This window comes from Pseudomonas shahriarae (assembly GCF_014268455.2).
GTDB lineage: Bacteria > Pseudomonadota > Gammaproteobacteria > Pseudomonadales > Pseudomonadaceae > Aquipseudomonas > Aquipseudomonas shahriarae.
In genome coordinates this window covers 3,236,581-3,262,202 of the sequence record NZ_CP077085.1, presented here as the reverse complement: position 1 = coordinate 3,262,202, position 25,622 = coordinate 3,236,581, and the positions used below count along the sequence as shown (strand labels likewise).

The window sequence follows — 25,622 nt, the reverse complement described above, 5'->3', positions numbered from 1 at the left end:
GCGCTACCAACAGTGATCTGACAAATAGCCCGCCCGGGCAACATGGCCGATAGGTCGGTCGGCACGCAAACGCCCCAGCCCAGGGGCTTTGCCAACCCTGGCACGTTTGCTGCTCTACCCCTGTACATTCCCTGTGTGCGAGGTGCCGAACGATGACTCAGCAAGCCGTGAAATTTGCCTATTGGGTGCCCAATGTCAGTGGTGGCCTGGTGGTCAGCAAGGTTGAACAACGTACCGACTGGGGCATCGACTACAACCGCAAGCTGGCCCAGTTGGCCGAGGCGGCGGGGTTTGAGTATGCCCTGACGCAAATCCGTTTCACCGCCGGCTATGGTGCTGAATACCAACATGAATCCGTGGCCTTCAGCCATGCGTTGCTGGCGGCCACGACCCAACTCAAGGTGATCGCCGCGATCCTGCCGGGGCCCTGGCAACCGGCGCTGGCGGCCAAGCAGTTGGCGACCATTGATCAACTGACCCAAGGCCGGGTGGCGGTGAACATCGTCAGTGGCTGGTTCAAGGGCGAGTTCCAGGCCATTGGCGAGCACTGGCTGGAGCATGACGAGCGCTATCGGCGCTCCGAAGAGTTTATCCGCGCGTTGAAAGGCATCTGGACCCAGGACGATTTCACCTTCAAGGGTGACTTCTACCGGTTCAACCATTACAGCCTCAAGCCCAAGCCCCTGACTCAGCCGCACCCGGAAATTTTCCAGGGTGGCAGCTCCCGGGCTGCGCGGGACATGGCGGCGCGGGTGTCGGACTGGTATTTCACCAACGGCAACACGCCCGAGGGGATCAAGGCCCAGGTCGATGATATCCGCGCCAAGGCTGCGGCCAATCACCATTCGGTAAAAGTCGGGGTCAACGCGTTTGTGATCGCCCGCGACACCGAGCAAGAGGCCCAGGCGGTGTTGGCCGAGATCATCGACAAGGCCGACCCGCAGGCCGTCAACGCCTTTGGTGATGCCGCCAGGCAGGCGGGCAAGGCCTCGCCCGAAGGTGAGGGCAACTGGGCCAAGTCCAGCTTCGCCGACCTGGTGCAGTACAACGACGGCTTCAAGACCAACCTGATCGGCACCCCTCGGCAGATTGCCGAGCGCATCGTCGCGCTCAAGGCGGTGGGGGTGGACCTGGTGCTGGCGGGCTTCCTGCACTTCCAGGAGGAGGTGGAATATTTCGGCCAGCGCGTATTGCCCCTGGTGCGCGAACTCGAAGCCAAGGCCGCGGCGACCGGCAGCGCCAGGGCGTTACCGGTATAGCACCACCGCCGCCCGCAGCTGACGGCTGCCAAAACGGCACATCCGCTCGAACTCCCCGTGGCTGACCGGCAAATGCTGGCAGTCCATGGGGCGGCGATGCTGGCTATGGTCCACGTCGGGATCATGCAGGTAGACAAACTCTTGATCGCAGTCGGTCACGATTACCCAGTGCGGTGACTTGGAGCGCGTCAGCCGGTAGCTGCTGATCAGCACCAGTGGCTGGCCGCCATCACCGAGGACCTGCGCCAGGTCCAACGCACCGCCGAATACCTGCTGCACATCACTGTTGGCCAAATCCTCCTCGAACCCCTCATGCACCAGGCGCATCACCTCTTTTTTATGCGGGTCGCGCACCCCATCGAGAAACAGCGGCCCGCGCACGTTGACCTGCATGCGCACCTTAAACCCCCGGCGCCAGGCGGCCAGGGCCAGGCCTTGGGGGCTGCAGCCGCCGTGGCCGGCGGTCATGAACACGGTGGTTGCTTCGCGCCAGATCTGCAGCTCTTCGCGGCGCAGAGACTCACGCCCAGGTAACAGGGCGCCCATGGCCATCAACAGGCAGGCTGCGCCGCAGGTGAAGTCGGTGGTCTGCGGGTAGTAGGGCACACTCAAGGCCCGTGCGTCAGTGTGCTGGAGGATGCGTTTTTCCAGGCGCAGGGCGTCGGTATGGTCGGCGTAATAGTCGTTGATCAGGGCAAAGCGCCGGTAGCCACTGTGTTCATACAGGGCAATAGCGCCAGGGTTGTCGGTGCGCACCTCAAGGCGCAGGTACGCACAGTCGTGCGCCACGGCGCAGGCCTCGATGCGCGCCAGCAATTGCTTGCCCAGGCCCATGCCCCGGGCCGGCGCGGCAATGGCCAGGGAGTACAGGCGCGCCAGCGAGGTGCCGCGATGGAACAGCACCAGGGCATAACCCAGCAATTGCCCGGTATTTTCGGCCACCAGCAGCTGCGCATGGGCGCGGCTGATCATCCACTGGAAACTGCGGGCAGACAGCCGGTCTGTGGTGAAACAGTGCTGTTCCAGGGCCACCAGTGCTGGCAGGTCATCCAGGGTTGCAACGCGAAAGAAAAGAGTCATATAACCGCCGTAAAAGTTGCGTAACTAAACGAGACTTCCGTGAAAGATCGTGCTTAATAGAAAAGGTCAAGTTCTCTAGCGGATCAATCAATATGTCAGCGGTACAAAGTCATTGGCGAGAAGTATCCGAGCAAACCGTCGCGGCGACAATAACTTCCGGCGGATATTTTTCTACACCGCCCAAGAGTGCAAGCCAAGTTGTGATTATTGTAGAACGCAAGGAAGACTGGGCCTCGTACTTCCCCAGTGAAGATATTGTCACTGCCCAGGAATACCTCGAACACCCCCGGGAGAACGAGGCCGGCAAACGGGTCCAGGTCATCAACCTGTGCCGCAGCTACAAGTACCTGGGGCATGGCTATTACTGCTCGCTGCTGGCCGAGGCGCGGGGGCACAAGGTGATTCCGTCGGTGCGCACCATCAGCGAATTGACGAAAAAATCCTTGTATGGCCTGGCCCTGGATGACCTGGATAAAACCCTCGACAAAGCATTGAGTCATCACCTCTACAGTAATACCGAAGGTTTTACCCTGACCCTTTATTTTGGTCGAACCAATATTGAGCCGTTGCAGGATTTGGCCCGGCAGTTGTTTGAAGCGTTTCCTTGTCCGATCTTGTTAGTTGAGTTTCGCAAGCATAACGGCTGGCATATCGAAGGCATCAAGTCCGGGGTGCTGCATAAGTTGCGCGATGATCAGGAAGATCAATTCGCCCACGCCCTGGACAACTTCAGCCGCAGGATCTGGCGTCAACCGCGCTCCCGGCGCCTGGCCCGTTATGACCTGGCAATCCTGCATGATCCCCAGGAGCAGCTGCCGCCGTCCAATGCCAAGGCCCTGGAAAATTTCGTGCGGGTGGGCAGGGGTTTGGGGATTGATGTCGAGCTGATTGAGCGCAAGGACTACGCGCGACTGGCCGAATACGACGCCTTGTTGATCCGCGAAACCACCAGTGTCGACAACCACACCTATCGCTTCGCCAAAAAGGCCGAGAGTGAAGGGCTGGTGGTGATGGACGACCCGGCGTCGATCCTGCGTTGTACCAATAAGGTCTACCTCACGGACCTGCTCAACAGCCATCAATTGGGCATGCCCGCTACCGAAATTCTGTACAAGGAGCGACCGGAAGATTTCGAACGGGTTGGCGAGCGCCTGGGCTTCCCCCTGGTGCTGAAAATCCCCGACGGTTGTTTCTCCCGAGGGGTGATTAAAGTGGAAAGCCAGGAGGCGCTGCTGGCCGCCACGGCAGAGTTGTTCGAACACTCGGTGTTGCTGCTGGCCCAGGAGTTTTTCTATACCGAGTACGACTGGCGCATCGGCGTCCTCAACCGCAAGCCGATCTTTGCCTGCCAATACTTTATGTCCAAGGGCCATTGGCAGATCTACAACCACAAGGCCATCGGCCAGGATATCAACGGCGAGTGCCGGACCCTGGCGGTGCACGAGGCGCCCAAGGCCGTGGTGGAACTGGCGGTCAAGACCGCTAACCTGATCGGTGACGGGTTATACGGCGTGGACCTGAAGCAGTCCGGCAACAAGGTGGTGGTGATCGAGGTCAACGACAACCCGAACATGGACGCCGGGATCGAAGACGCCTACTTGCAGGACGACTTGTACTCCCTGGTGCTGGAGGAGTTCGTGCGCCGCCTGGAGCTCAAACGCCAGGGCCAGGTCTGGTGATCTGCTTTGAGCTCAATGAGGGCGCGCTGCGCCGCACCGAGCGCGAAAGTGCCGAGGTCCTGCTGTTCAGCAACCCCGACAGTGATGAGCGTGAATTGCTGCGCGAGCGCTACAAGGTCGATGAGCATGCGCTGGCGTCGGCACTGGATCCGGACGAGGTGTCGCGTATCGAGTTCCATCCAGACAACCTGTTTCTGATCTGGAAGCGCCCGCAAAACTACTCCGGGGGCAGCAACCTGGTGTTTGAAGTGTCGTCTTGCGGCTTGCTGTTTTCACCGGACCGTCTGCTGGTGATCGCCACCGACGACAGCCAACTGTCCGGCCTGGGCGCGCGCCGGCCGCTGCATACACCGTTGGATGTACTGCTAGACCTGCTGCTGAACAACATTCACCACTATCTGGGCCACCTCAAGGTGATCAAGCTGGTCGCCCGGGAATTGCAGCAGCAGTTCAACGCCTCCATGAGTAACCGCCACCTGATGCAAATGTTCAGCCTCAGCGAGAGCCTGATCTATTACATCAACGCGCTGCACAGCAACGGCGCGGTCTTGACGCGTTTGCGCAACCATGGCGAGAAGGAGCATTTCAGCCCGCAGACCCTGGGCTTGATCGACGACCTGATCATCGAGAACAACCAGTGCTACAAGCAGGCGGAGATTTATTCCAATGTGTTCTCCGGGCTGATCGACGCCCGGGGCAACCTGATGAACAACAGCATGAACAACCTGCTGCGCAAGCTGACACTGATCAACGTGGTGTTCCTGCCGCTGAACCTGATCGCCAGCATTGGCGGCATGTCCGAGTTCAGCATGATGACGGCCGGCACGCCGTGGTGGGTGGCGTACCCGCTGTTTTTGCTGGCGATGGCGTTGGGCGCCGCAGGGATGGTGCTGGGGCTCAGGCGGATTGCCAGGGGCGGCGACAAAGCAGGGTGACTGGGCCCCACTTTGCTGCCGGTGTGGGAGGCTTCAGGCACCCGCCTGCAGCGTCAGCACTTCAAAGCCATCCGCAGTGACCGCCACCGTATGTTCCCACTGGGCCGACAGGCTGTTGTCGCGGGTCACCACGGTCCAGCCGTCCTTGAGGCTGCGCACTTTGGCGCTGCCCTGGTTGAGCATCGGTTCGATGGTGAACACCATGCCTTCGCGCAGGGTGAGGCCGGTGCCCGGGCGGCCGAAGTGCAGGATTTGTGGCTCTTCATGCATTTCCCGGCCAATCCCGTGGCCGCAATACTCGCGCACCACGCTGTAGCCATTGGCTTGGGCATGGCTTTGAATCGCATGGCCGATATCCCCCAGGCGCGCGCCGGGTTTGACCTGGCGAATACCGGCCCACATCGCCTCGAACGTCTGCTCCACCAGGCGCCGCGCCTTGGGCGCGACAGCGCCGACCATGTACATCTTGCTGGAGTCGGCGATAAACCCGCCTTTTTCCAGGGTGATGTCGATATTGACGATATCGCCGTCCTTCAACACATCCTTGGCATTTGGCATGCCGTGGCATACCACTTCATTGATGGAGGTGTTGATGCAGAAGGGGTAGTCATACTGCCCGAGGCTGGCGGGGCGGGCCTGCAGGTCCTGGCGGATAAACGCCTCGACGGCCGCATCCAGTTCCAGGGTGGTCTGGCCGGCCGCGACCCGGCTGTCGAGCATCGTGAACACCTGGCCCAGCAGGCGCCCGGCTTCGCGCATCACGGCGATCTGTGCAGGGGTCTTGATCATCAGCTGCGCCCCCGGATCAGGTCGGGCTTATCGAGCAACAGCTTGTTGATCAGATCGTTGTAGGCCAGGTGTGGATTGAGTTCGGCCAACAGGCCGATCTTGATCCAGAACTCCGCCTGGGCGTTGATGGAGCGGTCCATGGCGGCGCTGGCCAGACGCAGTTGTTCATGCAGTTGATCGGTGATCTTGACGATGCCCATGAGCTTCACTGTGTAGGATTGATATACAAAGCGTATATGTTTCGTATATCGCCCGTAAAGCCCCGCAGTTGACTTGCCACAGAGCGCCGGTTAGTTTTGCGCCATGACCGTTCAAACCTATCGTTCCCAGCCAAGCATTATTACCGCCATTCCTCATTTGGCGGGATAGCGTTCGGCTGTACCCAAACCCGCCCTAGAGGCGGGTTTTGTTTTTCCGTCTCCAGGGCCCCGTAAAACGCCAGGAGACACCCATGAGTAGCCCCTTGCTGCTTGAGCAATACGTGAAGAAGATCCTCGCCGCGCCGGTCTACGACCTGGCGGTACGCACCCCCTTGCAGGCGGCCCCGGCACTCTCGGCGCTGCTCGGCAATCAGATCCTGCTCAAGCGTGAAGATCTGCAGCCGACGTTCTCCTTCAAGATCCGTGGCGCCTACAACAAACTGGTGCAACTGAGCGATGAGCAAAAAGCCCGCGGCGTGATCACGGCCTCGGCGGGCAACCATGCCCAGGGTGTGGCGCTGGCGGCGCGTGAGTTGGGAATCAAGGCGACGATAGTCATGCCCAGCACCACGCCTGAATTGAAAGTGCTGGGCGTGCGCTCACGAGGCGCTGAGGCGGTGTTGCAGGGCGCGAGCTTCCCGTTTGCCCTGGCCCATGCATTGCAGTTGGCTGAACAGTCGGGGGGCACCTTTGTATCGCCCTTCGACGATCCCGACGTGATCGCCGGGCAGGGTACCGTCGCCATGGAAATCCTGCGCCAGCAGCAAGGTGCGCTGGACGCGATCTTCGTCCCGGTCGGCGGGGGTGGGTTGATCGCCGGCATCGCGGCCTACATCAAGTATTTGCGCCCGCAAGTGCGGGTGATTGGCGTGGAACCTGAAGGCTCCAGCTGCCTGCTGGCGGCCCTGGATGCCGGTGAGCGGGTGATACTGCCCAGCGTGGACAGCTTTGCCGATGGCACCGCAGTGGCGCAGATCGGTGCCCACGGTTTTGAAATCTGCCGTCATTATGTTGATGAGGTCATCACCGTCAGCAATGATGAACTGTGCAGTGCGATCAAGCTGATCTACGACGACACCCGCTCCATCACCGAACCCTCCGGCGCCCTGGCGGTGGCCGGTATCCGCCGCTACGTGACACGTACCGGGGCCCAGGGGCAGACACTGGTGGCGATCAACTCCGGGGCTAATATCAACTTCGACAGTTTGCGCCACGTGGCCGAGCGGGTGGCGGCGCGAGAGCACCGATTGAATGTGGAAGTTGCCGAGCTTTAGCAAAGTCGCCCCCTGTGGGAGCGGGCTTGCCCGCGATGGCGGTGGTTCAGTCACTATTCTCGGCGGCTGACAGACCGCCATCGCAGGCAAGCCAGCTCCCACATTTGATTTGTGGTGTGGCCATACTTTCCTGCTCGCAGAGCCCCCAGTGGGATGGTTCAGTCATTATTTTCGGGGGCTGACAGACCGCCATCGCAGGCAAGCCAGCTCCCACATTGGGTTTGTGGTGGAGCCATACTTTTCTGCCCGCTGAGCTCTCCCTGTGGGAGCGGGCTTGCCCGCGATGGCGGTGGTTCAGTCACAGCAACTGGTGGCTGACGCAGCGCTGTAGCAGGCAAGCCCACACACATTCTGGCTGTGGCGTTACTGCGCGCTCGCCTTCTCGACGGTAGGCGATGCCGACCAGATTCGGTAACGCACTTCGACATCTTTTGGAACATATAAAACGATGGGCAATTTGCTGTTGTAACGCAGCACAAAACCGTCACCGACCACCGGCACAAAACCCTCGTGGGTCTTGCCTTCGGGGCAGGCCATCAGGGTGCTCATGGGGCCGCTGACCTTCTCCAGGCGGTAGAACGGGTAGCCCCAGCCTTCGAGGTTTTTCTCTTCCAGTACACCACCGAGCCGCTGCTGGTTGCAGTCCACCGGCAAGGTTTTACCGGCGAGGATTTCAACCTTGAAGTCCTGTTCCTGGGGCTTTGCCGGCAAGTGGATGACCTGGCGAACCTGGCCGGCATCGGCCTTGGGGTAGGGCGCGATATCTTCCAGCTTGGCGGCATTGGCCTGGGCGGCCAGCACGCTCATGGCCAAAACGGAAAACAGAGTGAAGGGCGAAGAAGTCATGGGACGTCCTTATCTTGGGGTCAATAAAACAGTCGCGGCCACGATGCACGCCAACGTCCGGCAATGCAAACCAGCAGCAACGCATATAAGGGTAGCGGGTGCTTATGAGGAAAGGATCCTACGCCGACAGGCACAAGGAGTAGGCTTTGCAGTTGAACGCGCCTGCCAGGGTTGGCAAGGCGTGCAGTCAACCGTCCTGACGCGGCGGTCAGACTATTGATAGCTATAAAAATTCATTGGCGGTCTCAAAAAAGGAGAGGTTTAGCCATGTTTTCGGAATTGGAGTTACGCGGCCTTATTGAAGGAAGCTTCCTGCCCAGACGTTGTGAATGCATCAAGGCCCAGGATGCGTCATTGACCATCAAAATCTATGACGACGATGGTACCGACCTGACTGTCACCGGCATCCAGGCCAATAAACTCGACAGCAGTCGTGCCATCTGCAATCTGATCACCGAGTTGCGTGAGGATCTCAAACACGCCCATGCACCCGCCCCGCGCAGGGCGGGCGCCAGGCTCTACTGATCAGCCCACGGTTGGTTTGCGGGCCTGGATAAACCCCAGGCCCAGCACTAACTCCGTGCCCACGGCCAGCAGAATTCCCGGGCCGGCATGGCCATTGAGCCATTCGCCAATCCCTAGCGCGGCCAATCCCAGGCAACCGACAATAAACCCCGATACCAGCGCGCTGCGCGTGGGTGACGGGGCGGTATGGCGCAGGCGATAAAACATGATGCCGATTGCCAGGAACAGCATGGCATTGCGTCGCGCCACCAGGCCGCTGGCATCGGTGTATTCCACTCCCCAGAGCCACAGTAGCAGGTCGGGCCGCACTCCCCAGGCAATCGCAAGGGCCAGGCACAGCGCGGCGGTGAAGGTGGAGAGTGCGTGGAAACTGATGCGCATGGCGAGTCCTTTCGGCCGTTTCAGAAGGGCCCAAGCCTACGCTGTGAGGTAAGCCTCAGACAAATCCGATACGGCAGCTTCCCTTCTCACTGCTAGTGTTTCGCCACATTTTTCGCCAGTGGCTGAGGTAGTGCGTGCAGCAAAAAATCGCAGCAGAATTTCTCGGCACCTTTTGGTTAACCTTTGGCGGCTGTGGCAGCGCCATCCTGTCGGCCGCGTTTCCGGGCCTGGGTATTGGGTTTAGCGGGGTCGCCCTGGCGTTTGGCCTGAGCGTGTTGAGCATGTCCTATGCGGTGGGCAGCATCAGTGGCGCGCATTTCAACCCTGCGGTGACTGTCGGCCTGTGGGTCGGTGGACGGTTGCCGGGGCTGGATGTGCTGCCCTATATCATTGCCCAGGTCGCCGGGGCGACGGTGGCGGCGGCGATTCTCGCACTGGTCGCCAGTGGCCGGCCGGGCTTTGAAATCGGCGAGTTTGCCGCCAATGGCTATGGCGCGCTAAGCCCGGGGCAGTACAGCCTGTTGGCCGCCGTGGTGGTGGAGAGCGTGGGCACCTTCTTCCTGGTGTTTATCGTGATGCGGGTGACTGCCCCCGGTGTGGCGCCGGGGTTTGCGCCGATTGCCATCGGCCTGACGCTGACCCTGATTCACCTGGTGTCGATTCCTGTGACCAATACCTCGGTCAACCCGGCCCGCAGCACCGGGCCGGCATTGTTTGCCGGCCCTGATTACCTGATGCAGCTCTGGCTGTTCTGGCTCGCGCCCCTGGCTGGCGGTGTGATCGGCGCGTGGGTGGCCCGGGCAATACGGGAGCGCCCCTAATCGCGATTACCCGTGCAATTGATGGCGGTAGGGCAGGTCTGGCCCGGTCTTGCCGCAGGTCAGCGCCGCAGCGCTGATGGCAAACCTGAGCATTGTGTCGATCTGTTCCCTGGTCAGGCTGCGCACACCCTCCACGCAATCCAACTGCTGTTCGGTGAGCCAGGCAATCAGGGCGGCCTGGAAGGTATCGCCGGCGCCCACCGTATCAGCCATCACCACCTTGAGCGCCGGCGCCGACCAGTTGCCATGCTGGCGACTGAACACACTCGCGCCATCGCCGCCACGGGTCAGGAAAACCAGCTGGCAACGGTGCTGCAACCAGTCTTGCAGCACGCTTTCGGGGGCCTGGCCTGGGTAGAGCAGGTGCAGGTCTTCATCGCTGACCTTGATCAGGTCGGCATGCTGTACCCACTCGGCCACGCGCTGGCGCCATAGTTCGATATCCGGCTGCGGGTTCAGGCGCACATTCGGATCGAGGCTGATCAAGCGCTTGCCGCTTTCCCGGCGGGCCAGGGCCAGCAGGCTGTCGGCGACCGGCTGCACCACCAGGGAAAACGAACCGAAATGCAGGCCGCGTACCCGAGCATCGAGGGCAGGCAGATGCTCGAGCTGCAACTGCCGATCGGCACAGCCTTCACCCCGGAAGCTGTATTGCGGCGAGCCATTGGCCCCCAGGGCGACCATCGCCAGGGTGGTCGGTGCGGCAAACTCCACCAGGTACTCGTCGCTGACCCCTTCATCCCTGAGCACCTGGCGCAGGCGTTGGCCCAGGTAGTCGCTGGACAACCCGGCGAACAGCCCGGCCTCGATCCCCAGGCGGCGCAAACCTACGGCCACATTGAACGGCGAGCCGCCGGCAATCGCCTTGAAATCGACTTTGGAAGCCTGCCCGCCGGCATCCTCCTGGCTGAAAAAATCAAACAGCGCTTCGCCACACACCAGATACATAGTTACTCGCTCTTAAAGGGTTGCCACATGCTGTTGATAGCGTTCATAGGCCTGCTGGTAAGCCTTGACGCTGGCGGCCACAGGCTGAGTGCGGCTGGCCGGGTCGAGACTGACGCAGCGTGTACACAGTGCCTGCAGGCTTTCGCCGGACTGGCACCACGCGGCCTGGATCGCCGCGCCCAGGGCTGCCGCTTCGCTTTGTTCGGTACAGATCACTTCGGTGTCCATGATATCGGCGACCATCTGCCGCCACACCGGGCTTTTCGAGCCGCCACCGATCAGGCGGATACTGTGGCTTTGCAGGCCGGTCTGGCGCAACAGGTCCAGGCCCTGGCGCAAGCCGAAGGTGGTGCCTTCGACCACCGCGCGGCACAGGTTGGCACGGGTCAGGTTGGTCATGGTCAGGCCGTGCAGGCTGCCGGTTGCGTGGGGCAGGGCGGGCACGCGCTCGCCATTGAGAAACGGCAGCATGCTCACGCCCTCGGCGCCAATCGGCGCCTGGGCCACCAGGGCGTTGAATGCCACCAGGTCCAGCTCGAACAGTTCGCGGATGACCCCGGTGGCATTGGTCAGGTTCATGGTGCAGATCAGCGGCAGCCAACCGCCGCTGGAGGAACAGAATGTCGCCACTGCAGCCTGGGCGCTGACATTCGGTTGGTCGGCAAACGCGTACACGGTGCCCGATGAACCGAGGCTCATGGTAATCACCCCGGGAGCAATATTGCCGGTGCCAATCGCCCCCATCATATTGTCCCCGCCGCCACTGGACACAATGGCACCGGGATTGATCCCCAGGCGCTCGGCGATCGCCGGCAGCACAGTGCCCAGTGCCTGATTGGCTTCGATCAGGGTTGGCAACGCCGCTTCCAGGCGCCCGCTGGGGTCGATATGCCGCAGCAACGGCAAATCCCATTGCCGGGTGCGCACATTGAAATAACCGGTACCCGAGGCGTCGCCATACTCGGCGCAGGCACGGCCGGTGAGCCAATAGTTGAGGTAGTCGTGGGGCAACAGGAGATGGGCGATCCGCGCAAACACCTCCGGGTGTTGCTCCAGGGTCCATAACAGTTTGGACACGGTGTAACCCGGTGCGATCGCCACGCCAAGCCGCTCCAGGGCGCCGCTTTCACCGCCCAGGTGCTGCAGCAGTCGGGCGTTTTCCGCGCTGGTTTCGGTGTCGCACCACAGCTTGGCCGGGCGCAACACCTGGCCCTGATCGTCGAGCAGCACCAGGCCATGTTGCTGGCCGGAAACGCCGATGCCGAGAATGTCCTGCCCGTCCACGCCGGCTTGCTGCAAGGCGCGGTGGGTGGATTCGGTCAAGGCGTCCAGCCATTCCTGGGGGGGTTGCTCGCGACGGCCGTTGGCGCCGCTGATCAGGCTGTGTGCAGCAGCGCCCAGGCCCAACACCTTGCCGCTGGCGGCATCGAGGACGATGGCTTTGGTGCCTTGGGTGCCGCAGTCGATGCCCAGAAACAGAGATTGGCGAGTCATGGTGGTTACTCAGCAGGCAGTAGGGTGAAAACCCGATCAATGTGGGTTTCTTCAGTGGGTAAGTCGTTTCAGGGTCTCTGTGACACCGTTATCGCGCAAACTGGCAAAACACCGCTCAAACGCTGCCACAAATTCCGCCGAGTTGGGAATCGCCGTGCCAAAAATCTCTCCTACACCCAGCAACCGCTGACTGATCAATGCGTCATCCGCCACCAGCTCCTCGCAGAAATCGGCGCGGGGGTCGGGGATTCGGTAGCGCACGCCGTTCTCATCCACGCCCTGCAGGTACAAGGCCCAGGCCGCCACCACCAGTGCCGCCCGCTCGGTGTCGCGGCCCTCGGCAATCAGGCGGTTGATGGTCGGTACGGTGAATTTGGGAAACTTCGACGAACCATCGGAACACACCCGCTCCAACTGATCGGCAATCGCCTGGTTGGAAAAACGCTGCACCAGGGTCTGCTTGTACTCGGTCAGGTCAATGCCCGGCACTGGCGCCAGGTGGGGGGTCACGTCCAGGTCCATGTAGGCACGCATATAGGCGACAAACAGCGGGTCGTTCATGGTCTCGTGGACAAACCGATAGCCCTTGAGAAACCCCAGGTAGGTCAGGGCCAGGTGGCTACCGTTGAGCAGGCCGATCTTCATTTCTTCATAGGGCGTGACGTCATCGGTGAACTGCACGCCCACCTGTTCCCAGGCCGGGCGGCCGTTGACGAACTTGTCTTCCAGCACCCATTGCACAAAGGGTTCGCACACCACTGGCCAGGCATCGTCGACGCCGTGTTCATCATGCAATTGCAGGCGGTGCGCGGTGCTGGTCATCGGTGTGATGCGGTCGACCATGGCGTTGGGAAAACTCACATTGGCCTGGATCCAGTCGTGCAGGTCGGCGTCGCGCAGCGCGGCGAAGGCCAGCAGCGCCTTGCGGGTCACGGCGCCGTTGTGCGGCAGGTTATCGCAGGACATCACCGTGAACGCCGGGATGCCTGCAGCACGGCGCTGGGTCAGGGCTGCGCAGATAAAGCCGAACACCGTGGTGGGGGTGTCGGGGTGGGCCAGGTCGTGCTGGATCTGCGGCAGATGGGCCATAAACTCGCCGTTGCTGTCGTCGATGCAGTAGCCGCCCTCGGTGATGGTCAGCGAGACGATGCGAATCTGTGGGCTGGCCAGTTTGTCGATCAGCGCCTGGGCCCCGTCTTGGGCCAGCAGCATGTCGCTGATGGCACCGATTACACGCACTTCGGTGTCGTCGGTATCGCCCAGTTCGTACAGGGTGAACAGATAGTCCTGGCCGGCCAGGTCATCCCGCGCCTTGCGGTCTTCGGCGCGCAAGCCAACGCCGCAGATGCTCCAGTCGAGGCCGACCCCAGTGTTCATCAGGGCGTCGGTGTAGTACGCCTGGTGCGCGCGATGGAAACCGCCGACGCCGATATGGGCGATGCCCTGGCGCGTATCGGCGAGGGTGTAGGCGGGCAGGCGCACTTCGGGCGCCAGTTGCGTGAGGTTTTGCTTATTGAGTTTCATCAACGGTTCTCGCGAAATCAGGCGGCGGCGCGCAGTGGGCGAGCCACGGCAACACCGTCGGTGTCGAACAGATGGCAGTGCGCCGGGTTCAGGTGCAGTTGCAGGGTCTCGCCATACTGGCTGGCCATATCGCCACGGATCCGCAGGGTCAGCGGCTCGCCATTGGCGGTGAGCACATGGCAGAAGGTGTCACTGCCCAGGCGTTCGCCAACGTCGGCGGTGACGGTCAGGGTGGTATCGCCCGGTGCCGCCAGCTCCAGGTGTTCGGGGCGAATGCCCAGGGTCACTGCGCTGCCGACGCTCAAACTGGCGCTGCTCAATGGCAGGCTGATCAGGGTCCCGGCCTCCAGCTGCACGTCGCAGCCCTGGCCGTCGACACGGGTCACCCGGCCCTTGAGAAAGCCCATTTTCGGCGTCCCCAGAAAGCCCGCGACAAACAGGTTGGCCGGCTGGTGATACAGCTCCAGCGGCGAGCCGACCTGTTCGATGCGCCCGCTATTGAGCACCACCACCTTGTCCGCCAGGGTCATGGCTTCGACCTGGTCGTGGGTCACGTAAATCATGGTGGCCTGCAGTTCTTTATGCAGGCGCGCCAGTTCCAGGCGCATTTGCACGCGCAAGGCGGCGTCGAGGTTGGACAGCGGCTCGTCGAACAGGAAGATCTTCGGGTTGCGCACAATCGCCCGGCCGATGGCCACGCGCTGGCGCTGGCCGCCGGACAGCTGCTTGGGCTTGCGCTCCAGCAGCGGCCCCAGCTCGAGGATGCGTGCTGCTTCACTGACTTTGCTATCGACGATCTGCTTGTCCACACCGGCCAGGTCCAGGGCAAACGACATGTTCTTGCGCACGCTCATATGCGGGTACAGCGCGTAGGTCTGGAACACCATGGCCAGGTCGCGCTTGGCCGGGGTCACTTCGGTGATATCCCGGCCATCGAGCTCGATGGTGCCTTCTGTCACTTCCTCAAGGCCGGCAATCAGGCGCAGCAGGGTTGACTTGCCACAGCCCGACGGCCCGACGAACACCACGAACTCCTTGTCGTTCACTTGCAGGTCGATGCCCTTGATGATGGAGAAGCCTTCGAAGCCTTTTTGCAGATTCTTGATTTTCAGGTTGGCCATGATGGGCCTCCTTTTTATAAGGGGTCGTTATTTCACTGCGCCGAAGGACAGGCCGCGCACCAGTTGCTTCTGGCTGATCCAGCCGAAGATCAGGATCGGCGCGCAAGCCAGGGTCGAGACGGCGGACAATTTGGCCCAGAACAAACCTTCGGGGCTGGAGTAGGAGGCGATCAATGCAGTCAACGGCGCGGCATTCGAGGAGGTCAGGTTCAGCGACCAGAACGCCTCGTTCCAGCACAGGATCAGCGACAGCAACACGGTGGAGGCCAGGCCGCCCTTGGCGATGGGCAGCAGCACCCGCACCATTTCCTGCCACAGGGTGGCGCCGTCCAGGCGGGCGGCTTCGAGGATGTCCTTGGGGATATCCTTGAAGTAGGTGTAAACCATCCACACCACAATCGGCAGGTTGATCAGGGTGTAGATGATGATCAGCGCGATGCGCGTATCCAGAAGGCCCATGCTCTTGGCCAGCAGGTAGATGGGCATCAGCACGCCCACCGGGGGCAGCATCTTGGTCGACAGCATCCACAGCAGCGTGCCCTTGGTGCGCTGGGTTTCGTAGAACGCCATGGAGTAGGCCGCCGGCACCGCAATCAGCAGGCACAAGGCGGTGGCGCTGAAGGAAATCACCACCGAGTTCCAGGCGAAGCTTGCGTAGTTGCTGCGCTCGTTGATGTGCAGGTAGTTCTCAAGGGTGGGCGTGAATATAAATTGCGGCGGCGTGGCAAAGGCGTCGATTTCGGTCTTGAAACTGGTAAGCACCATCCAGAAGATCGGGAAGAAAATCACGATCGCGATGGCCCAGGCCAGGGTGCCGAGCAACAGGCTTTGCAGGCGGCGGGATTGTTGAAGTGTCATGGCGCGGCCCTCAAGGCTTGTCAGTCAGGTTTTTGCCGAGCATCCGCACCAGGATGATCGCCGCGATATTGGCAATGACCACGGCAATCAAGCCGCCGGCCGAGGCCATGCCCACATCGAACTGCACCAGCGCCTGGTTGTAGATCAGGTAGGCGAGGTTGGTCGAGGCGTAGCCAGGGCCGCCGTTGGTGGTGGTGAAGATTTCGGCGAACACCGAGAGCAGGAAGATGGTTTCGATCATCACCACCACGGCGATGGGCCGGGCTAGGTGCGGCAGGGTCAGGTGCCAGAAGATCGCAATCGGGCCGGCACCGTCCAGGCGTGCCGCTTCTTTCTGTTCCTGGTCCAGGGACTGCATGGCAGTCATCAGGATCAGGATGGCGAAGGGCAGCCATTGCCAGGACACGATGATGATGATCGACAGCAGCGGGTAGTGCGCCAGCCAGTCCACCGGCTGCGCGCCAAACAGCTTCCACAGCGCCGCCAGCACGCCGGACACCGGGTGGAAAATCAGGTTCTTCCAAATCAGCGCACCGACGGTGGGCATGATGAAAAACGGCGAGATCAGCAGCACCCGTACCAGCCCGCGGCCGAAAAACTCACTGGCCTCCAGTAAGGCACTGATCAACACCCCCAGCACCACGCTGATCAGCAGTACGCTGCCCACCAGCAACAAGGTATTGGTGGCGCCGGGCAGAAAGCCCGAGTCGGTGATGAAGTAAGTGAAGTTCTCCAGGCCCACGAATTGGTTTTCGCCGGGGTAGAGCAGGTTGTAGCGGATCAGCGAAAAGTACAGGGTCATGCCCAGCGGCACGATCATCCACAGCAGCAACAGGGCCACCGAGGGGCTGACCAGGAACCAGCCGGGGTTGCGCAGGCGGCTTTTAGACGTATTCATGACAATCAGAACCCATTGGAGGCAAACAGAATCGGCCTTGGAATGCGGTCAATGTAGGCGCTGGCTTGCCAGCTCCCACATTGACGGTGGTGAGCCTGGGCTATTTGGGGTAGCCGGCGCGCTTCATTTCCCGCACGGTGGTGGTTTGCGCCGCCGCCAGGGCCTGGTCCACGCTCTGCTGGCCGGTCAGGGCGCCGGAGAAGAACTTGCCCACCTGGGTACCAATGGCCTGGAACTCGGGAATGGTCACCAACTGGATACCGATGTAGGGCACGGGCTTGACGGTCGGTTTGGTCGGGTCCGCGACTTTCAACGACTCCAGCGTCACCTTGGCAAAGGGGGCGGCCTGCATGTATTGCTCGCTGTAGGTTGAGGCGCGGGTGCCTGGCGGCACATTGGCGATGCCATCGGTCTTGGCCGCCAGCGCGCCGTACTCCTTGGACGTCGCCCAGGCACTGAAGACCTTGGCGGCGTCCTTGGCCTTGGAGCTGGCCGGGATCGCCAGGGACCAGGAATACAGCCACGAGGTGCCTTTGTCGGTGACCTGCTGCGGGGCAAAGGTGAAACCCACGTGGTCGGCGACTTTGCTCTGGGTCTTGTCGGTGACAAACGAGCCGGCGACGCTGGCATCCACCCAGATCGCGCATTTGCCGCTGTTGAACAGCGCCAGGTTTTCATTGAAGCCGTTACTCGAGGCGCCGGGTGGGCCGGACTTCTTCATGTTGTCGACATAGAAGTTCAGCGCGTCCTTCCACTCAGGACCATTGAATTCGGGTTGCCACTTCTCATCGAACCAACGCGCGCCATAGCCATTGGCCAGGGTGGTGATCAGGGCCATGTTCTCACCCCAGCCGGCCTTGCCGCGCAGGCACAGGCCGTATTGCTCCTTGCTCTTGTCGGTGAGCTTTTGCGCAAACTCGCCAATCTGCACCCAGGTCGGATGCGCTGGCATGTTCAGCCCGGCAGCCTTGAACAGGTCAGTGCGGTAGTAGGTGATGGAGCTTTCGGCATAGAACGGCAGGGCGTACAGCGAGCCCTTGACCGAAAGGCCGTCGCGCACCGAAGGGAACACGTCGTCCAGGTCGTAGGAGGCCGGCAGATCCTTCATCGGCTCCAGCCAGCCCTTGGCGCCCCAGAGTGCGGCTTCGTACATGCCGATGGTCAGCACATCGAACTGCCCGCCCTGGGTCGCAATGTCAGTCGTCAGGCGTTGGCGCAGCACATTCTCTTCGAGCACCACCCAGTTCAACGTGATGTCCGGATGCTCGGCCTCGAAGGTTTTCGAGAGCTTTTGCATGCGGATCATGTCGCTGTTGTTGACGGTGGCAATGGTCAGGGTTTGCGCGCCAAGGCTGACGGCGCTGAGGGTCATGCAGGTACAGGCAAGCAGAGCTTTTGCTGAGAAATTCATCGCGCACTCCATTTCTGCGCCCAGGGGCTGCAGAAGGACAGTTTTTGTTGTTGTGTCTTCCCAGGCGGCAGGAAGAGTGTGCGTCGATTACAGCCTTCTGCAGGCGCGGTGACAAATCCTTGGGAGCACTTGAAGTGATACTTTTTTGCACTGGGCTGCAAAGCGTTCAATATCTAGCAGGGGAGCGGCGACCTGTTATTTCTGACAGTAGACGGGAAAGAACAGGAGAGGGTTAATAGTTTGGTAAACCTAACCAGGAGATGTTTATGAACTGCTCTCGCGTCAATCCCCAAGGCCACACCCTCTATAAAATCGCATTGGGCTTACTTATGGCGGTTTTTATCGGGGGCTGTAAAACACCACCTCCGGAACCACGCGAACCTCCTTGTACTCAGGCGGGGTATTTTAAAAGTACTGACAGAGTCGGGGGGTTCTACCGATGTGTGTATGACAAAGAGATCCAGCGTTGGATTCAGTATCCTTTTACATGTCCCGTCGGGCTGGAGTTTGACGAGCGTGTGACCGCATGTGTGAGGCCCTGATATTTTCGGAAAGCACTGTCTGTTGGGTGAGCCAACGCATAAAAACCAGGGGATAAGTGCATTGCACCTATCCCCTGGTTTGCGGTAGCTCAACCCGGAAAGTGTCGCTGTTGGATCCAGACGTCATCTATATCGTAGACCCCGCCAGTTGTCGGATTCATAACCGCGATTGAGGCTTGAAAATTACCGCCTTTCCAATAACCCATGTACTCATCGACATAGTTCCATGTATTAAGGTTTGTTACGGTAATGTTGCGCGTCAAATTAGCCAGATGAATATACATGCTGGTTGGCCCACCAATGCTTGCAAACTTGTTGACCCTGTATTTGAACCTGACTCGATAATACCCGTAGTCGACCGGGGTATATATTTTGTAGATTCTGACACCATCCCCTGTCATGGGTCCGTGCCGCAGGTAATAGTTGCCGTCCGCCTCGCGCTGGATGCTTTTCTGTTCGGGGTACTGGCTGATCCAGCCATTCATGAACCCACCGGTAAAGGGCGTTTTGTCTGAGATCAGCAGGCTCAATATGGAATACGTAACCACGGGAAACTCAAGTGCTTGCCACTCATCAGTACTGTGATTGAGGGCCACTTTGAACTGCATTGTCAGTCGAGTGCCGTTCCCCAGGTCTCTCAGGTAGGTATTGAGTACCGTCAGCAATTGATACCCTTGATTCAACCACCCATCACTCACCCGTGCACCCTGGGTACCATCCAGCAGGGTCAAGTTGTGTGCCGTGCCGTCGGGTTTGTTACCGATCAGGCGCAGCCATACGGGCTGGTTCCTGGCAATGAACGGCCAAGTCCCCAACCTTGCTGTTGCATCACCGATCAACTCGTCCACATTGAGTACGCCGTTAGCTGCTTCATCAATACGGATCACGGTTTTGTTCAGTTCGGCCGCAGGAATAGCCTTCAGCGTAACGGTCAACACTGCAGACGAACGGAGTTCGCCATTGCGCCAGACCGTATATTTCAAGGTGAAGGTGGTGTCATGGTTGCCAATATTGGCTGCAATCAGCGCCGCCGGCAGGTCGAAGGTGACCGTTCCATCCGTTTCTCCGTCTTTTGGTCCGATCAGCCCTGAGCCTGCTCCCGGCGCGCCGACCACCTCCAGGGTGAGTCTGTCGGAGGTATACATCGGGCTATACGTCGCGTTTACCTTGGCCCCGTACTGTGCGACGAGTGGCAACAGGGTCACCGAGCTGCCAGAGCCGGTAGCCCCCATCAATTCGGGTAGCGGAAACTGCGCCGGGACGGCCTGGACGGTATACCTGCGTTCCGGGAACCACAGGGCATTGGACTTGTTGTTGGTTTGGTCGAACGTCGCGCCAAAACGCATGAGAAATTGCGAGCCATCCTTGAGCTGGCGCAGCTCAAGTACCGGTGCCGGTGACTGGATACCGTTCTGTTCGCCGGTATAGGTCACCAGATCGCCGTCGAACAGCACAGCGTAGAACGGTGTGTCATTGGCATACGTGCCACTGAGTTCAAACCACATCCGTTGATAGCGACTGATAAAGCTCCAGCGTTCGACCATGGCGCGTTCGGTACCGATCAACCGGCTGATGTCCAGCACGCTGGTGGTATGGCCTTCGAGGTAGGGCAGGGGCAGCACAGGCGCCAGCAGGTACAGGCTCAGCACCGGCGAAGGTTTTTGATGGACACCTAACAAGACGAAGTACTGCACCTCGATGTAGCGCCCGTAGCCATTGAGGTTGGCCCCAATCACCTCTGGGGGCACCTCAAAGTGCACGGTCTTGGAGGTATTGCCATCCTTCGTTTCACAATGGGTCCCAATCTCCGGGATACCGGTCCAACACGCGAGCACCCGATGGCTGGACAGCATCTGCGGGTAGGTGACGGCAATGGTCGCCCCGTGCAGCGCGGCCTCGGGCACCAGTTGGTCGGGATAGCGCTGGGCTTGCAACACTTCCGGCCGCAGCAGGTCCAGGGCTTCACCGACGGTGACGGTCAACACTTCCGAGTAGCGCGTGGCACCGCCACTGGCAGGCACCAGCGAATAGCTGAAGCGAATTTCGCCATTCCTGCTGGCAACGATCAGCGCCTCATCCAGGTTGAACAACACGGGTTTGCCCGCCGTTGCGGAGTTGAGGGAAATCTCGTCACTGGCCGAACCGTTGCTGGTAGCCCCCAGCAAGGTCCACTTGAACACATCGCCTGGGATCGTTCGTGTGTACGGCAGGGTCGCCTGGACCAGGCCGCCTTTTATGCGCGCCGGGTCCAGATTGTTGAACTCGTCCACATATTGCATCTGCGGCGCTGGGAGATCGGCATAGCGCAGGCCAAAGGTCACTTCCAGTACCTCGGACTTGCGTATGGCCTGGATGGCGGGGTTCATGACCTGTGTCGTGCCGTTATCGACGAGGTAGAACACCCGGACGGGGCCAAGCCCGACGAAACGTTCGAATTTTTCCTGGAGGACAATCCGATACCGCTCTGGCGGCGGCTCGGCGCCTGCCAATAAGGTCTCTTCATAAAACACCAGGCCGCCTCCTGACCGCACCGCCTCCATACGCAGTGTCACGTTGTAGTTGCGGTCGTAAGGGGTGTAGCGCGGAAAGATGACTTTGATATAGGGATGTTCAGGGTCAATGTTGCCGCCTTCGTTCTGCTCGATGGTCATCGCCGGCATCGTGCTTTTCGTACCATGAACCGTAATGTTCCGGCGCTGGGAGCGGGCGAGGAACACGCCACCGGCTGTTGTCAGGGTGTATTCGAACTGCATGTGCCCATTGAGCACTGCTTCGAGGTCTTTCAGGTCTATCGGGACGGTGGACGACAGCTCGATTCGCGCTGGAAACGGCGCCAGGGTCCTCTCAAAGGACGCGCCCGCAGCATCGGCCCCGCTCAACGTCACGACAATCAAGGCCCCGGCCGGTGTCAGCGTGCCATCAGGCAGCCTTCTGGGCACCACCATTTCCAAGAAGAAGCCTGAACTATGGATATCGAGATTGACGTCAATGACGGAGTACCCGCCTACCACGAAGTGCGCTGCCGGGAGCAGTTTACGATCCAGATTGCTCACCACCGTGACGGCCTGCGACCACTGCTGCAGCTCACCGGAATAGTTGAACACCTTGTCATACAGCCGGAAGCGAATAATGACCTCGCCACTGCCGCCCAAATAGATGGTTGACTCAGGGATCACCACGGTAATGGGCTTGATGCCGGCGACATGCTCGTCATCAATCCGCAGCTTGGTCGGATGGCCGTTCCAATGCACTTCGGCAGTGTCACCTACCGTGATATTGGGGTAGGGGTCGATTGTCAGTTCCACGTTCTCCTTGGCGCGTTCGGGGTCAAGATCATTGCCCACCAGGTCGGGCGGCAGGTGTATCACCAGCTCGGTGTGATAGGACAATGCAGGATCTTTACTGACCCCGCCCGGGCGAGTGGTCTTGACATACCAGGTCTCACGAGGGGAAGTACTGGGGATGTCAGTGCCTCTGCGAGTGACCTCGACAAAACAGGGATAGATAAAGTTTTCCGGAATAAGCTCCGGAAAGATGACCAGCTGCAAAAGATGTTTGTCCAGATCCTCATCCCTGACCTGATCCGAGGCGATGGCAAAGTGATCGCTGCCCATATAGAACTTGTAGGAGTCACCTACCTCGAGTTTGGTCCAGCGCTGTAAATGCAAGGTCATCCAAGGCCGGGTTGAGCTGATGCCGAGCCCACGCGCAGCTCCCGGCAGCGGGATCACCTGGTCGCTGACAAAGGGTGGGGCCAACTCGTCTGCATCAGTCGGTTGCCCAGGTTCGGGGTTATGCGGCAGGCGAGGCAAAGCGGGCGGAGTAGGTGGCGCGGGCTTCTTCATCGAGGGTGCTCCTTGTGCAGGAAAACTGGACAAAGACATCACACACCCAAGGTGGTCGTGCAGGTAACTGTCAAAATTGACAGTGGCGACGGGCGGTTGTGAATGAAGCGTTCTCAGCCGCTCAGGCCAGGTTCTGCTCGGTCAGGCGCTGTACCGCCAGGCGTCGGTAATGCGACGGCGTCATGCCTTTGAGCTGCTGGAAGCGCCGGTTGAAATTGGAGATGTTGTTGAAGCCCGACTCGAAGCACACATCGGTCACGGCCTTATCGCCATCGGCCAGCAGTTCGCAGGACTTGCTGATCCGCAGGCGATTGACGAACTCGATGAAGGTGCGGCCGGTGGCTTGCTTGAACACCCGGGAAAAGTAGGTGGGTTTCATCCCCAGGTAGTGTGCGACTTCTTCCAGGGACAATTCCCGCGCGTAATGGGCAAAAATGTAGTCCACCGCACGGTTGGTCCTGTCGATGCTGTGCTCATCGGCCAACTGCGCGGTGGCTCCTCCCGACAGCACTTGGTAGTCCTCGCAGGCACAGAGCGCCTCCAGCAGCACAAAAAAATGCCCCAGCCGCGCCATCCCATGGGTGTCTTCGATGCGCTGCATCAAGGTCAACGCCTGGGCGATGGTCTTTTGGCAGCGGAACTCAATGCCGTATTGTGCCCGCTCCAACAGCGGCGAGAGGCTCTTGAGTTCAGTGAAGACCTGGCTGCCGCCTTCCAGCAACTCATCGGTGAAATTCACCAACATGTCGCGCTTGGGCACCACTTCGTCTTCCTCCACCTGGCTGATCCAGTTGTGGGGCAAGTTGGGGCCGGTAAGGAACAGGCTTTGCGGGTGGAAGTTGCCGATATAGTCGCCGATAAACACCTTGCCGGAGCTGGCGACAATCAGGTGCAACTCGTACTCCTTGTGGAAGTGCCAGCGCACCAGCGGGCAGGGGAAGCCATGCTGGCGATAGATGATGGACAGGCCGTTGTGATCGTCCATCAACTCGTAGGAAGGGTCGGTGATGCGCGTTGCTCGGCTCATGCTGGCGTCGCTTTTATTGTGGTTGCGCAGCCGATAATGCCCCGTTGCGCGCCACCTCGCCAGCGTCGGTGTTTAAAGAGCGCGGTTTTTTGCCTCGATCCACTGCGCCATGTACTGGGTACTTTTATGCAGGTGGTGGCGCAACATGCTGCCGGTAAAGTTGTTGCGCCGGTGCTGCGCCAGTTCGCCCAGGCAATGTTGCAGGCGTTCAACCAGTGCGGGCCCGTGGACCTGCGGGGCAAAGCGACGGGCCAGCAGCGCACGGCCATTGGCCTGGGCCTCGGTCCAGGCTTGCCGATCTTCGTATAGCGCCACGGCGGCGGCGGCCAGGGCCGTGGCGCTCTGGGCGACCGTCCCGGGCCAGGGCTGCCCGTCGGTCATGCCTTCGGCGCCGATGGGGGTGGTAATGCTCGGGGTGCCGCAGAGCATGCCATCGGCCAGCTTGCCCTTGATCCCGGCACCGAAGCGCAACGGGCCCAGGCAGATGCGCGCAGCCGACATCACTTGCAGGGCGTCCTCGGCCCAGTTCATCACATGAAAACCCTGGGCCGGATTGTGCAGCGCGGTGGCCTTGGGGGGGGTGTAGGCACCATAGATGTGCAACTGGGCGCCGGGGAGCTGCTGGCGAATCAACGGCCAGAGGCTGTTTTTCATCCAGAGCACCGCATCCCAGTTGGGGGCGTGGCGGAAGTTACCGATGCTCAGGAAATGCGCGCGGTCCTCATAGGGGATAAACCCCTCGCTGGGGGCGTCGATCATCAACGGGCACCAGTGGAGCAGGGCGGCGGGCACCTTGAACTGTTCGGTGAGCAGTTGGATCTCCACATCGGAAATCATCAGGCTGATATCACAGCGGTAGATCGCCGCGATCTCGCGCTTGGCCAGGTCGGTATCGGCCATCCTCTGGAACTCTTCGTCCAGGGCCGGGGCGAACACGGGGCTGAAGTCATCCGCGTGTGGCTGCTGCTTCAGGTAGTCTTTCAGGCGCTGCTGGCGGGCATCGCGCAGGCTTTGCAAGTCCGAGGTTTCCAGGACGCGCAGGGCATCCGGGCAATGCTTCTCCACCCGCCAGCCGAACTGCTCCTCCATCATAAAGCGATCGAACAACACGATATCCGGGGCCAGTTCACGGATAAAGTCGTCGAAACTGCAGTTATTGAGCTCGATGGCGCATTCGCGGATACCCAGTGCCGCCAGGTCAGCCTTGTGTTCACCGATAGCGGCCGGGCTGCTGAAGGTGATGGCCCAGCCTTGCGCCAGAAAACTTTCCAGGATCTGCATCATATGCCCGCCGGCGGCCGAGGAGCGGGGCTCCGGCCAGACGTAACCGATAACCAGGACGTGGGTGGCAGGCTGACTTTTCAACGGTGAATTCCTTCAAGGGCAGGCAAACGCGGCGCAATTAAACCACAGCAGCCCGGCGCGGGCGCAGTCATGACATTTTGTGTTCGGCCATAGGTGTCATTCGCACTTTGTGGTTAACTTCCGCCTCTCGAATTCGTTTCGTCTAACCCAGCATAAGGATTCCGTTCATGGCTCAAGTCACCCTCAAAGGCAACCCGGTCCAGGTTGAAGGCCAGTTGCCGCAAATCGGTAGCCAGGCCCTCGACTTTTCCCTGACCGCAGGCGATCTGTCGGACGTCACCCTGGCGACTTTCGCCGGCAAGCGCAAAGTACTGAACATCTTCCCAAGCGTTGACACCCCGACCTGCGCCACGTCGGTACGCAAGTTCAATGCCCAGGCCAACGAGCTGAACAACACCGTTGTACTGTGCATCTCCACCGACCTGCCATTTGCCCAGGCGCGTTTCTGCGGCGCCGAAGGCCTGGAAAACGTGAAGAGTCTGTCGGACTTCCGCAGCGCCGATTTTGCCGTTGACTACGGTGTATCCATTGCCGACGGCGCCCTCAAGGGCCTGACCGCCCGCGCCGTGGTGGTACTGGACGAAAACGACAAGGTGCTGCACAGCGAGCTGGTTGGCGAAATCGCCGAAGAGCCAAACTACGAAGCGGCCCTGGCTGTACTGAAGTAATTGCGGCAGCGCGTTACTGTCGCTTTGCAGTAACACGTATGATGCATGCTTGCGGCCTGGCCTAGTCCAGGCCGTTTTTATTTGTGCTTCAGCGGTTTAGGCCAAATAGCTGATGTTGCCCCACGAAAAGTA

General features: G+C 60.4%; 23 protein-coding genes. 8 read left to right on the top strand and 15 right to left on the bottom strand.

Going from position 1 to position 25,622, the window contains the following annotated elements:
• Window positions 1–152: 152 nt before the first annotated feature.
• A complete protein-coding gene (gene sfnG, locus HU773_RS14470) occupies window positions 153–1,259 on the top strand; it encodes a dimethylsulfone monooxygenase SfnG (protein WP_057436652.1) in 1,107 nt (368 codons plus the stop codon).
• Here the strand turns inward: sfnG and HU773_RS14465 are convergent.
• Window positions 1,248–2,339, bottom strand: a complete 1,092-nt coding sequence (locus HU773_RS14465; RefSeq protein WP_186625411.1) for a GNAT family N-acetyltransferase/peptidase C39 family protein — start codon at window positions 2,337–2,339, stop codon at window positions 1,248–1,250. The two genes, sfnG and HU773_RS14465, sit on opposite strands and share 12 nt — an antisense overlap.
• Window positions 2,340–2,431: 92 nt before the next feature.
• Between HU773_RS14465 and HU773_RS14460 the strand changes: the two genes are divergently transcribed.
• On the top strand, window positions 2,432–4,018 hold the full coding sequence (locus HU773_RS14460) for a RimK family ATP-grasp domain-containing protein (RefSeq protein WP_057959451.1): 1,587 nt from the start codon (window positions 2,432–2,434) through the stop codon (window positions 4,016–4,018).
• The gene (locus HU773_RS14455) at window positions 4,012–4,953 is read left to right on the top strand and encodes a magnesium transporter CorA family protein (RefSeq protein ID WP_057959452.1); all 942 of its coding nucleotides are present in this window, start codon (window positions 4,012–4,014) and stop codon (window positions 4,951–4,953) included. The genes HU773_RS14460 and HU773_RS14455 overlap by 7 nt, the downstream gene beginning before the upstream one ends.
• Before the next feature lie 33 nt (window positions 4,954–4,986).
• On the opposite strand, the gene map is transcribed toward HU773_RS14455, so the two are convergent.
• Both map and HU773_RS14445 read right to left on the bottom strand, forming a co-directional pair.
• Window positions 4,987–5,742, bottom strand: coding sequence for a type I methionyl aminopeptidase (gene map / locus HU773_RS14450; RefSeq protein ID WP_057436952.1), 756 nt, complete (start codon window positions 5,740–5,742; stop codon window positions 4,987–4,989).
• Window positions 5,742–5,942: a ParD-like family protein gene (locus HU773_RS14445; RefSeq protein WP_057436650.1), complete on the bottom strand. Its 201-nt coding sequence runs from the start codon at window positions 5,940–5,942 to the stop codon at window positions 5,742–5,744. Before HU773_RS14445 ends, map begins: the two co-directional genes overlap by 1 nt.
• Before the next feature lie 251 nt (window positions 5,943–6,193).
• Here HU773_RS14445 and ilvA point away from each other — a divergent pair, with 251 nt between their 5' ends.
• Window positions 6,194–7,216 carry a threonine ammonia-lyase, biosynthetic gene (ilvA, locus tag HU773_RS14440; RefSeq protein WP_128593050.1) on the top strand — a complete coding sequence of 341 codons (1,023 nt, stop codon included), beginning with the start codon at window positions 6,194–6,196 and terminating at the stop codon, window positions 7,214–7,216.
• A 363-nt stretch (window positions 7,217–7,579) separates the two neighbouring features.
• On the opposite strand, the gene eco is transcribed toward ilvA, so the two are convergent.
• Window positions 7,580–8,062, bottom strand: coding sequence for a serine protease inhibitor ecotin (gene eco, locus HU773_RS14435; protein ID WP_057436648.1), 483 nt, complete (start codon window positions 8,060–8,062; stop codon window positions 7,580–7,582).
• 267 nt (window positions 8,063–8,329) lie between these two features.
• On the opposite strand from eco, the gene HU773_RS14430 reads away from it, so the two are divergent.
• Entirely contained in the window at window positions 8,330–8,587 is a 258-nt protein-coding gene (locus HU773_RS14430) for a DUF1652 domain-containing protein (RefSeq protein ID WP_057436646.1), read from the top strand.
• On the opposite strand, the gene HU773_RS14425 is transcribed toward HU773_RS14430, so the two are convergent.
• A complete protein-coding gene (locus HU773_RS14425; RefSeq protein ID WP_057959453.1) occupies window positions 8,588–8,968 on the bottom strand; it encodes a hypothetical protein in 381 nt (126 codons plus the stop codon).
• Window positions 8,969–9,102: 134 nt separating this feature from the next.
• On the opposite strand from HU773_RS14425, the gene aqpZ reads away from it, so the two are divergent.
• Entirely contained in the window at window positions 9,103–9,789 is a 687-nt protein-coding gene (gene aqpZ, locus HU773_RS14420) for an aquaporin Z (RefSeq protein ID WP_120733182.1), read from the top strand.
• A 6-nt stretch (window positions 9,790–9,795) separates the two neighbouring features.
• On the opposite strand, the gene HU773_RS14415 is transcribed toward aqpZ, so the two are convergent.
• The 7 genes from HU773_RS14415 to HU773_RS14385 all read right to left on the bottom strand — a co-directional run bounded on the left by HU773_RS14415 (window position 9,796) and on the right by HU773_RS14385 (window position 18,043).
• Entirely contained in the window at window positions 9,796–10,737 is a 942-nt protein-coding gene (locus HU773_RS14415; RefSeq protein ID WP_186625410.1) for a carbohydrate kinase family protein, read from the bottom strand.
• A gap of 12 nt (window positions 10,738–10,749) precedes the next feature.
• The gene (gene xylB, locus HU773_RS14410) at window positions 10,750–12,231 is read right to left on the bottom strand and encodes a xylulokinase (protein ID WP_057959455.1); all 1,482 of its coding nucleotides are present in this window, start codon (window positions 12,229–12,231) and stop codon (window positions 10,750–10,752) included.
• A 51-nt stretch (window positions 12,232–12,282) separates the two neighbouring features.
• Window positions 12,283–13,755, bottom strand: coding sequence for a mannitol dehydrogenase family protein (locus HU773_RS14405; protein ID WP_186625408.1), 1,473 nt, complete (start codon window positions 13,753–13,755; stop codon window positions 12,283–12,285).
• A 17-nt stretch (window positions 13,756–13,772) separates the two neighbouring features.
• Window positions 13,773–14,876: an ABC transporter ATP-binding protein gene (locus HU773_RS14400; protein WP_057959457.1), complete on the bottom strand. Its 1,104-nt coding sequence runs from the start codon at window positions 14,874–14,876 to the stop codon at window positions 13,773–13,775.
• 27 nt (window positions 14,877–14,903) lie between these two features.
• Entirely contained in the window at window positions 14,904–15,734 is an 831-nt protein-coding gene (locus HU773_RS14395) for a carbohydrate ABC transporter permease (protein WP_057436636.1), read from the bottom strand.
• A gap of 10 nt (window positions 15,735–15,744) precedes the next feature.
• Entirely contained in the window at window positions 15,745–16,632 is an 888-nt protein-coding gene (locus HU773_RS14390) for a carbohydrate ABC transporter permease (RefSeq protein ID WP_057436634.1), read from the bottom strand.
• A gap of 100 nt (window positions 16,633–16,732) precedes the next feature.
• Complete coding sequence (locus HU773_RS14385; RefSeq protein ID WP_128593054.1) at window positions 16,733–18,043, bottom strand: ABC transporter substrate-binding protein; 1,311 nt, start codon at window positions 18,041–18,043, stop codon at window positions 16,733–16,735.
• A 260-nt stretch (window positions 18,044–18,303) separates the two neighbouring features.
• On the opposite strand from HU773_RS14385, the gene HU773_RS27645 reads away from it, so the two are divergent.
• Window positions 18,304–18,585 (top strand): chitin-binding domain-containing protein, encoded by a 282-nt coding sequence (locus tag HU773_RS27645; protein ID WP_081044227.1) that lies wholly within the window; start codon window positions 18,304–18,306, stop codon window positions 18,583–18,585.
• Window positions 18,586–18,674: 89 nt separating this feature from the next.
• On the opposite strand, the gene HU773_RS14375 is transcribed toward HU773_RS27645, so the two are convergent.
• The 3 genes from HU773_RS14375 to HU773_RS14365 all read right to left on the bottom strand — a co-directional run bounded on the left by HU773_RS14375 (window position 18,675) and on the right by HU773_RS14365 (window position 24,822).
• The gene (locus HU773_RS14375) at window positions 18,675–22,430 is read right to left on the bottom strand and encodes a hypothetical protein (RefSeq protein ID WP_128593055.1); all 3,756 of its coding nucleotides are present in this window, start codon (window positions 22,428–22,430) and stop codon (window positions 18,675–18,677) included.
• A 121-nt stretch (window positions 22,431–22,551) separates the two neighbouring features.
• Window positions 22,552–23,457, bottom strand: a complete 906-nt coding sequence (locus HU773_RS14370; protein WP_057436628.1) for an AraC family transcriptional regulator — start codon at window positions 23,455–23,457, stop codon at window positions 22,552–22,554.
• A gap of 72 nt (window positions 23,458–23,529) precedes the next feature.
• The gene (locus HU773_RS14365; RefSeq protein WP_169989687.1) at window positions 23,530–24,822 is read right to left on the bottom strand and encodes a glycosyltransferase; all 1,293 of its coding nucleotides are present in this window, start codon (window positions 24,820–24,822) and stop codon (window positions 23,530–23,532) included.
• A gap of 167 nt (window positions 24,823–24,989) precedes the next feature.
• Here HU773_RS14365 and tpx point away from each other — a divergent pair, with 167 nt between their 5' ends.
• Window positions 24,990–25,490, top strand: coding sequence for a thiol peroxidase (gene tpx, locus HU773_RS14360; protein WP_057436626.1), 501 nt, complete (start codon window positions 24,990–24,992; stop codon window positions 25,488–25,490).
• Window positions 25,491–25,622 lie beyond the last annotated feature (132 nt).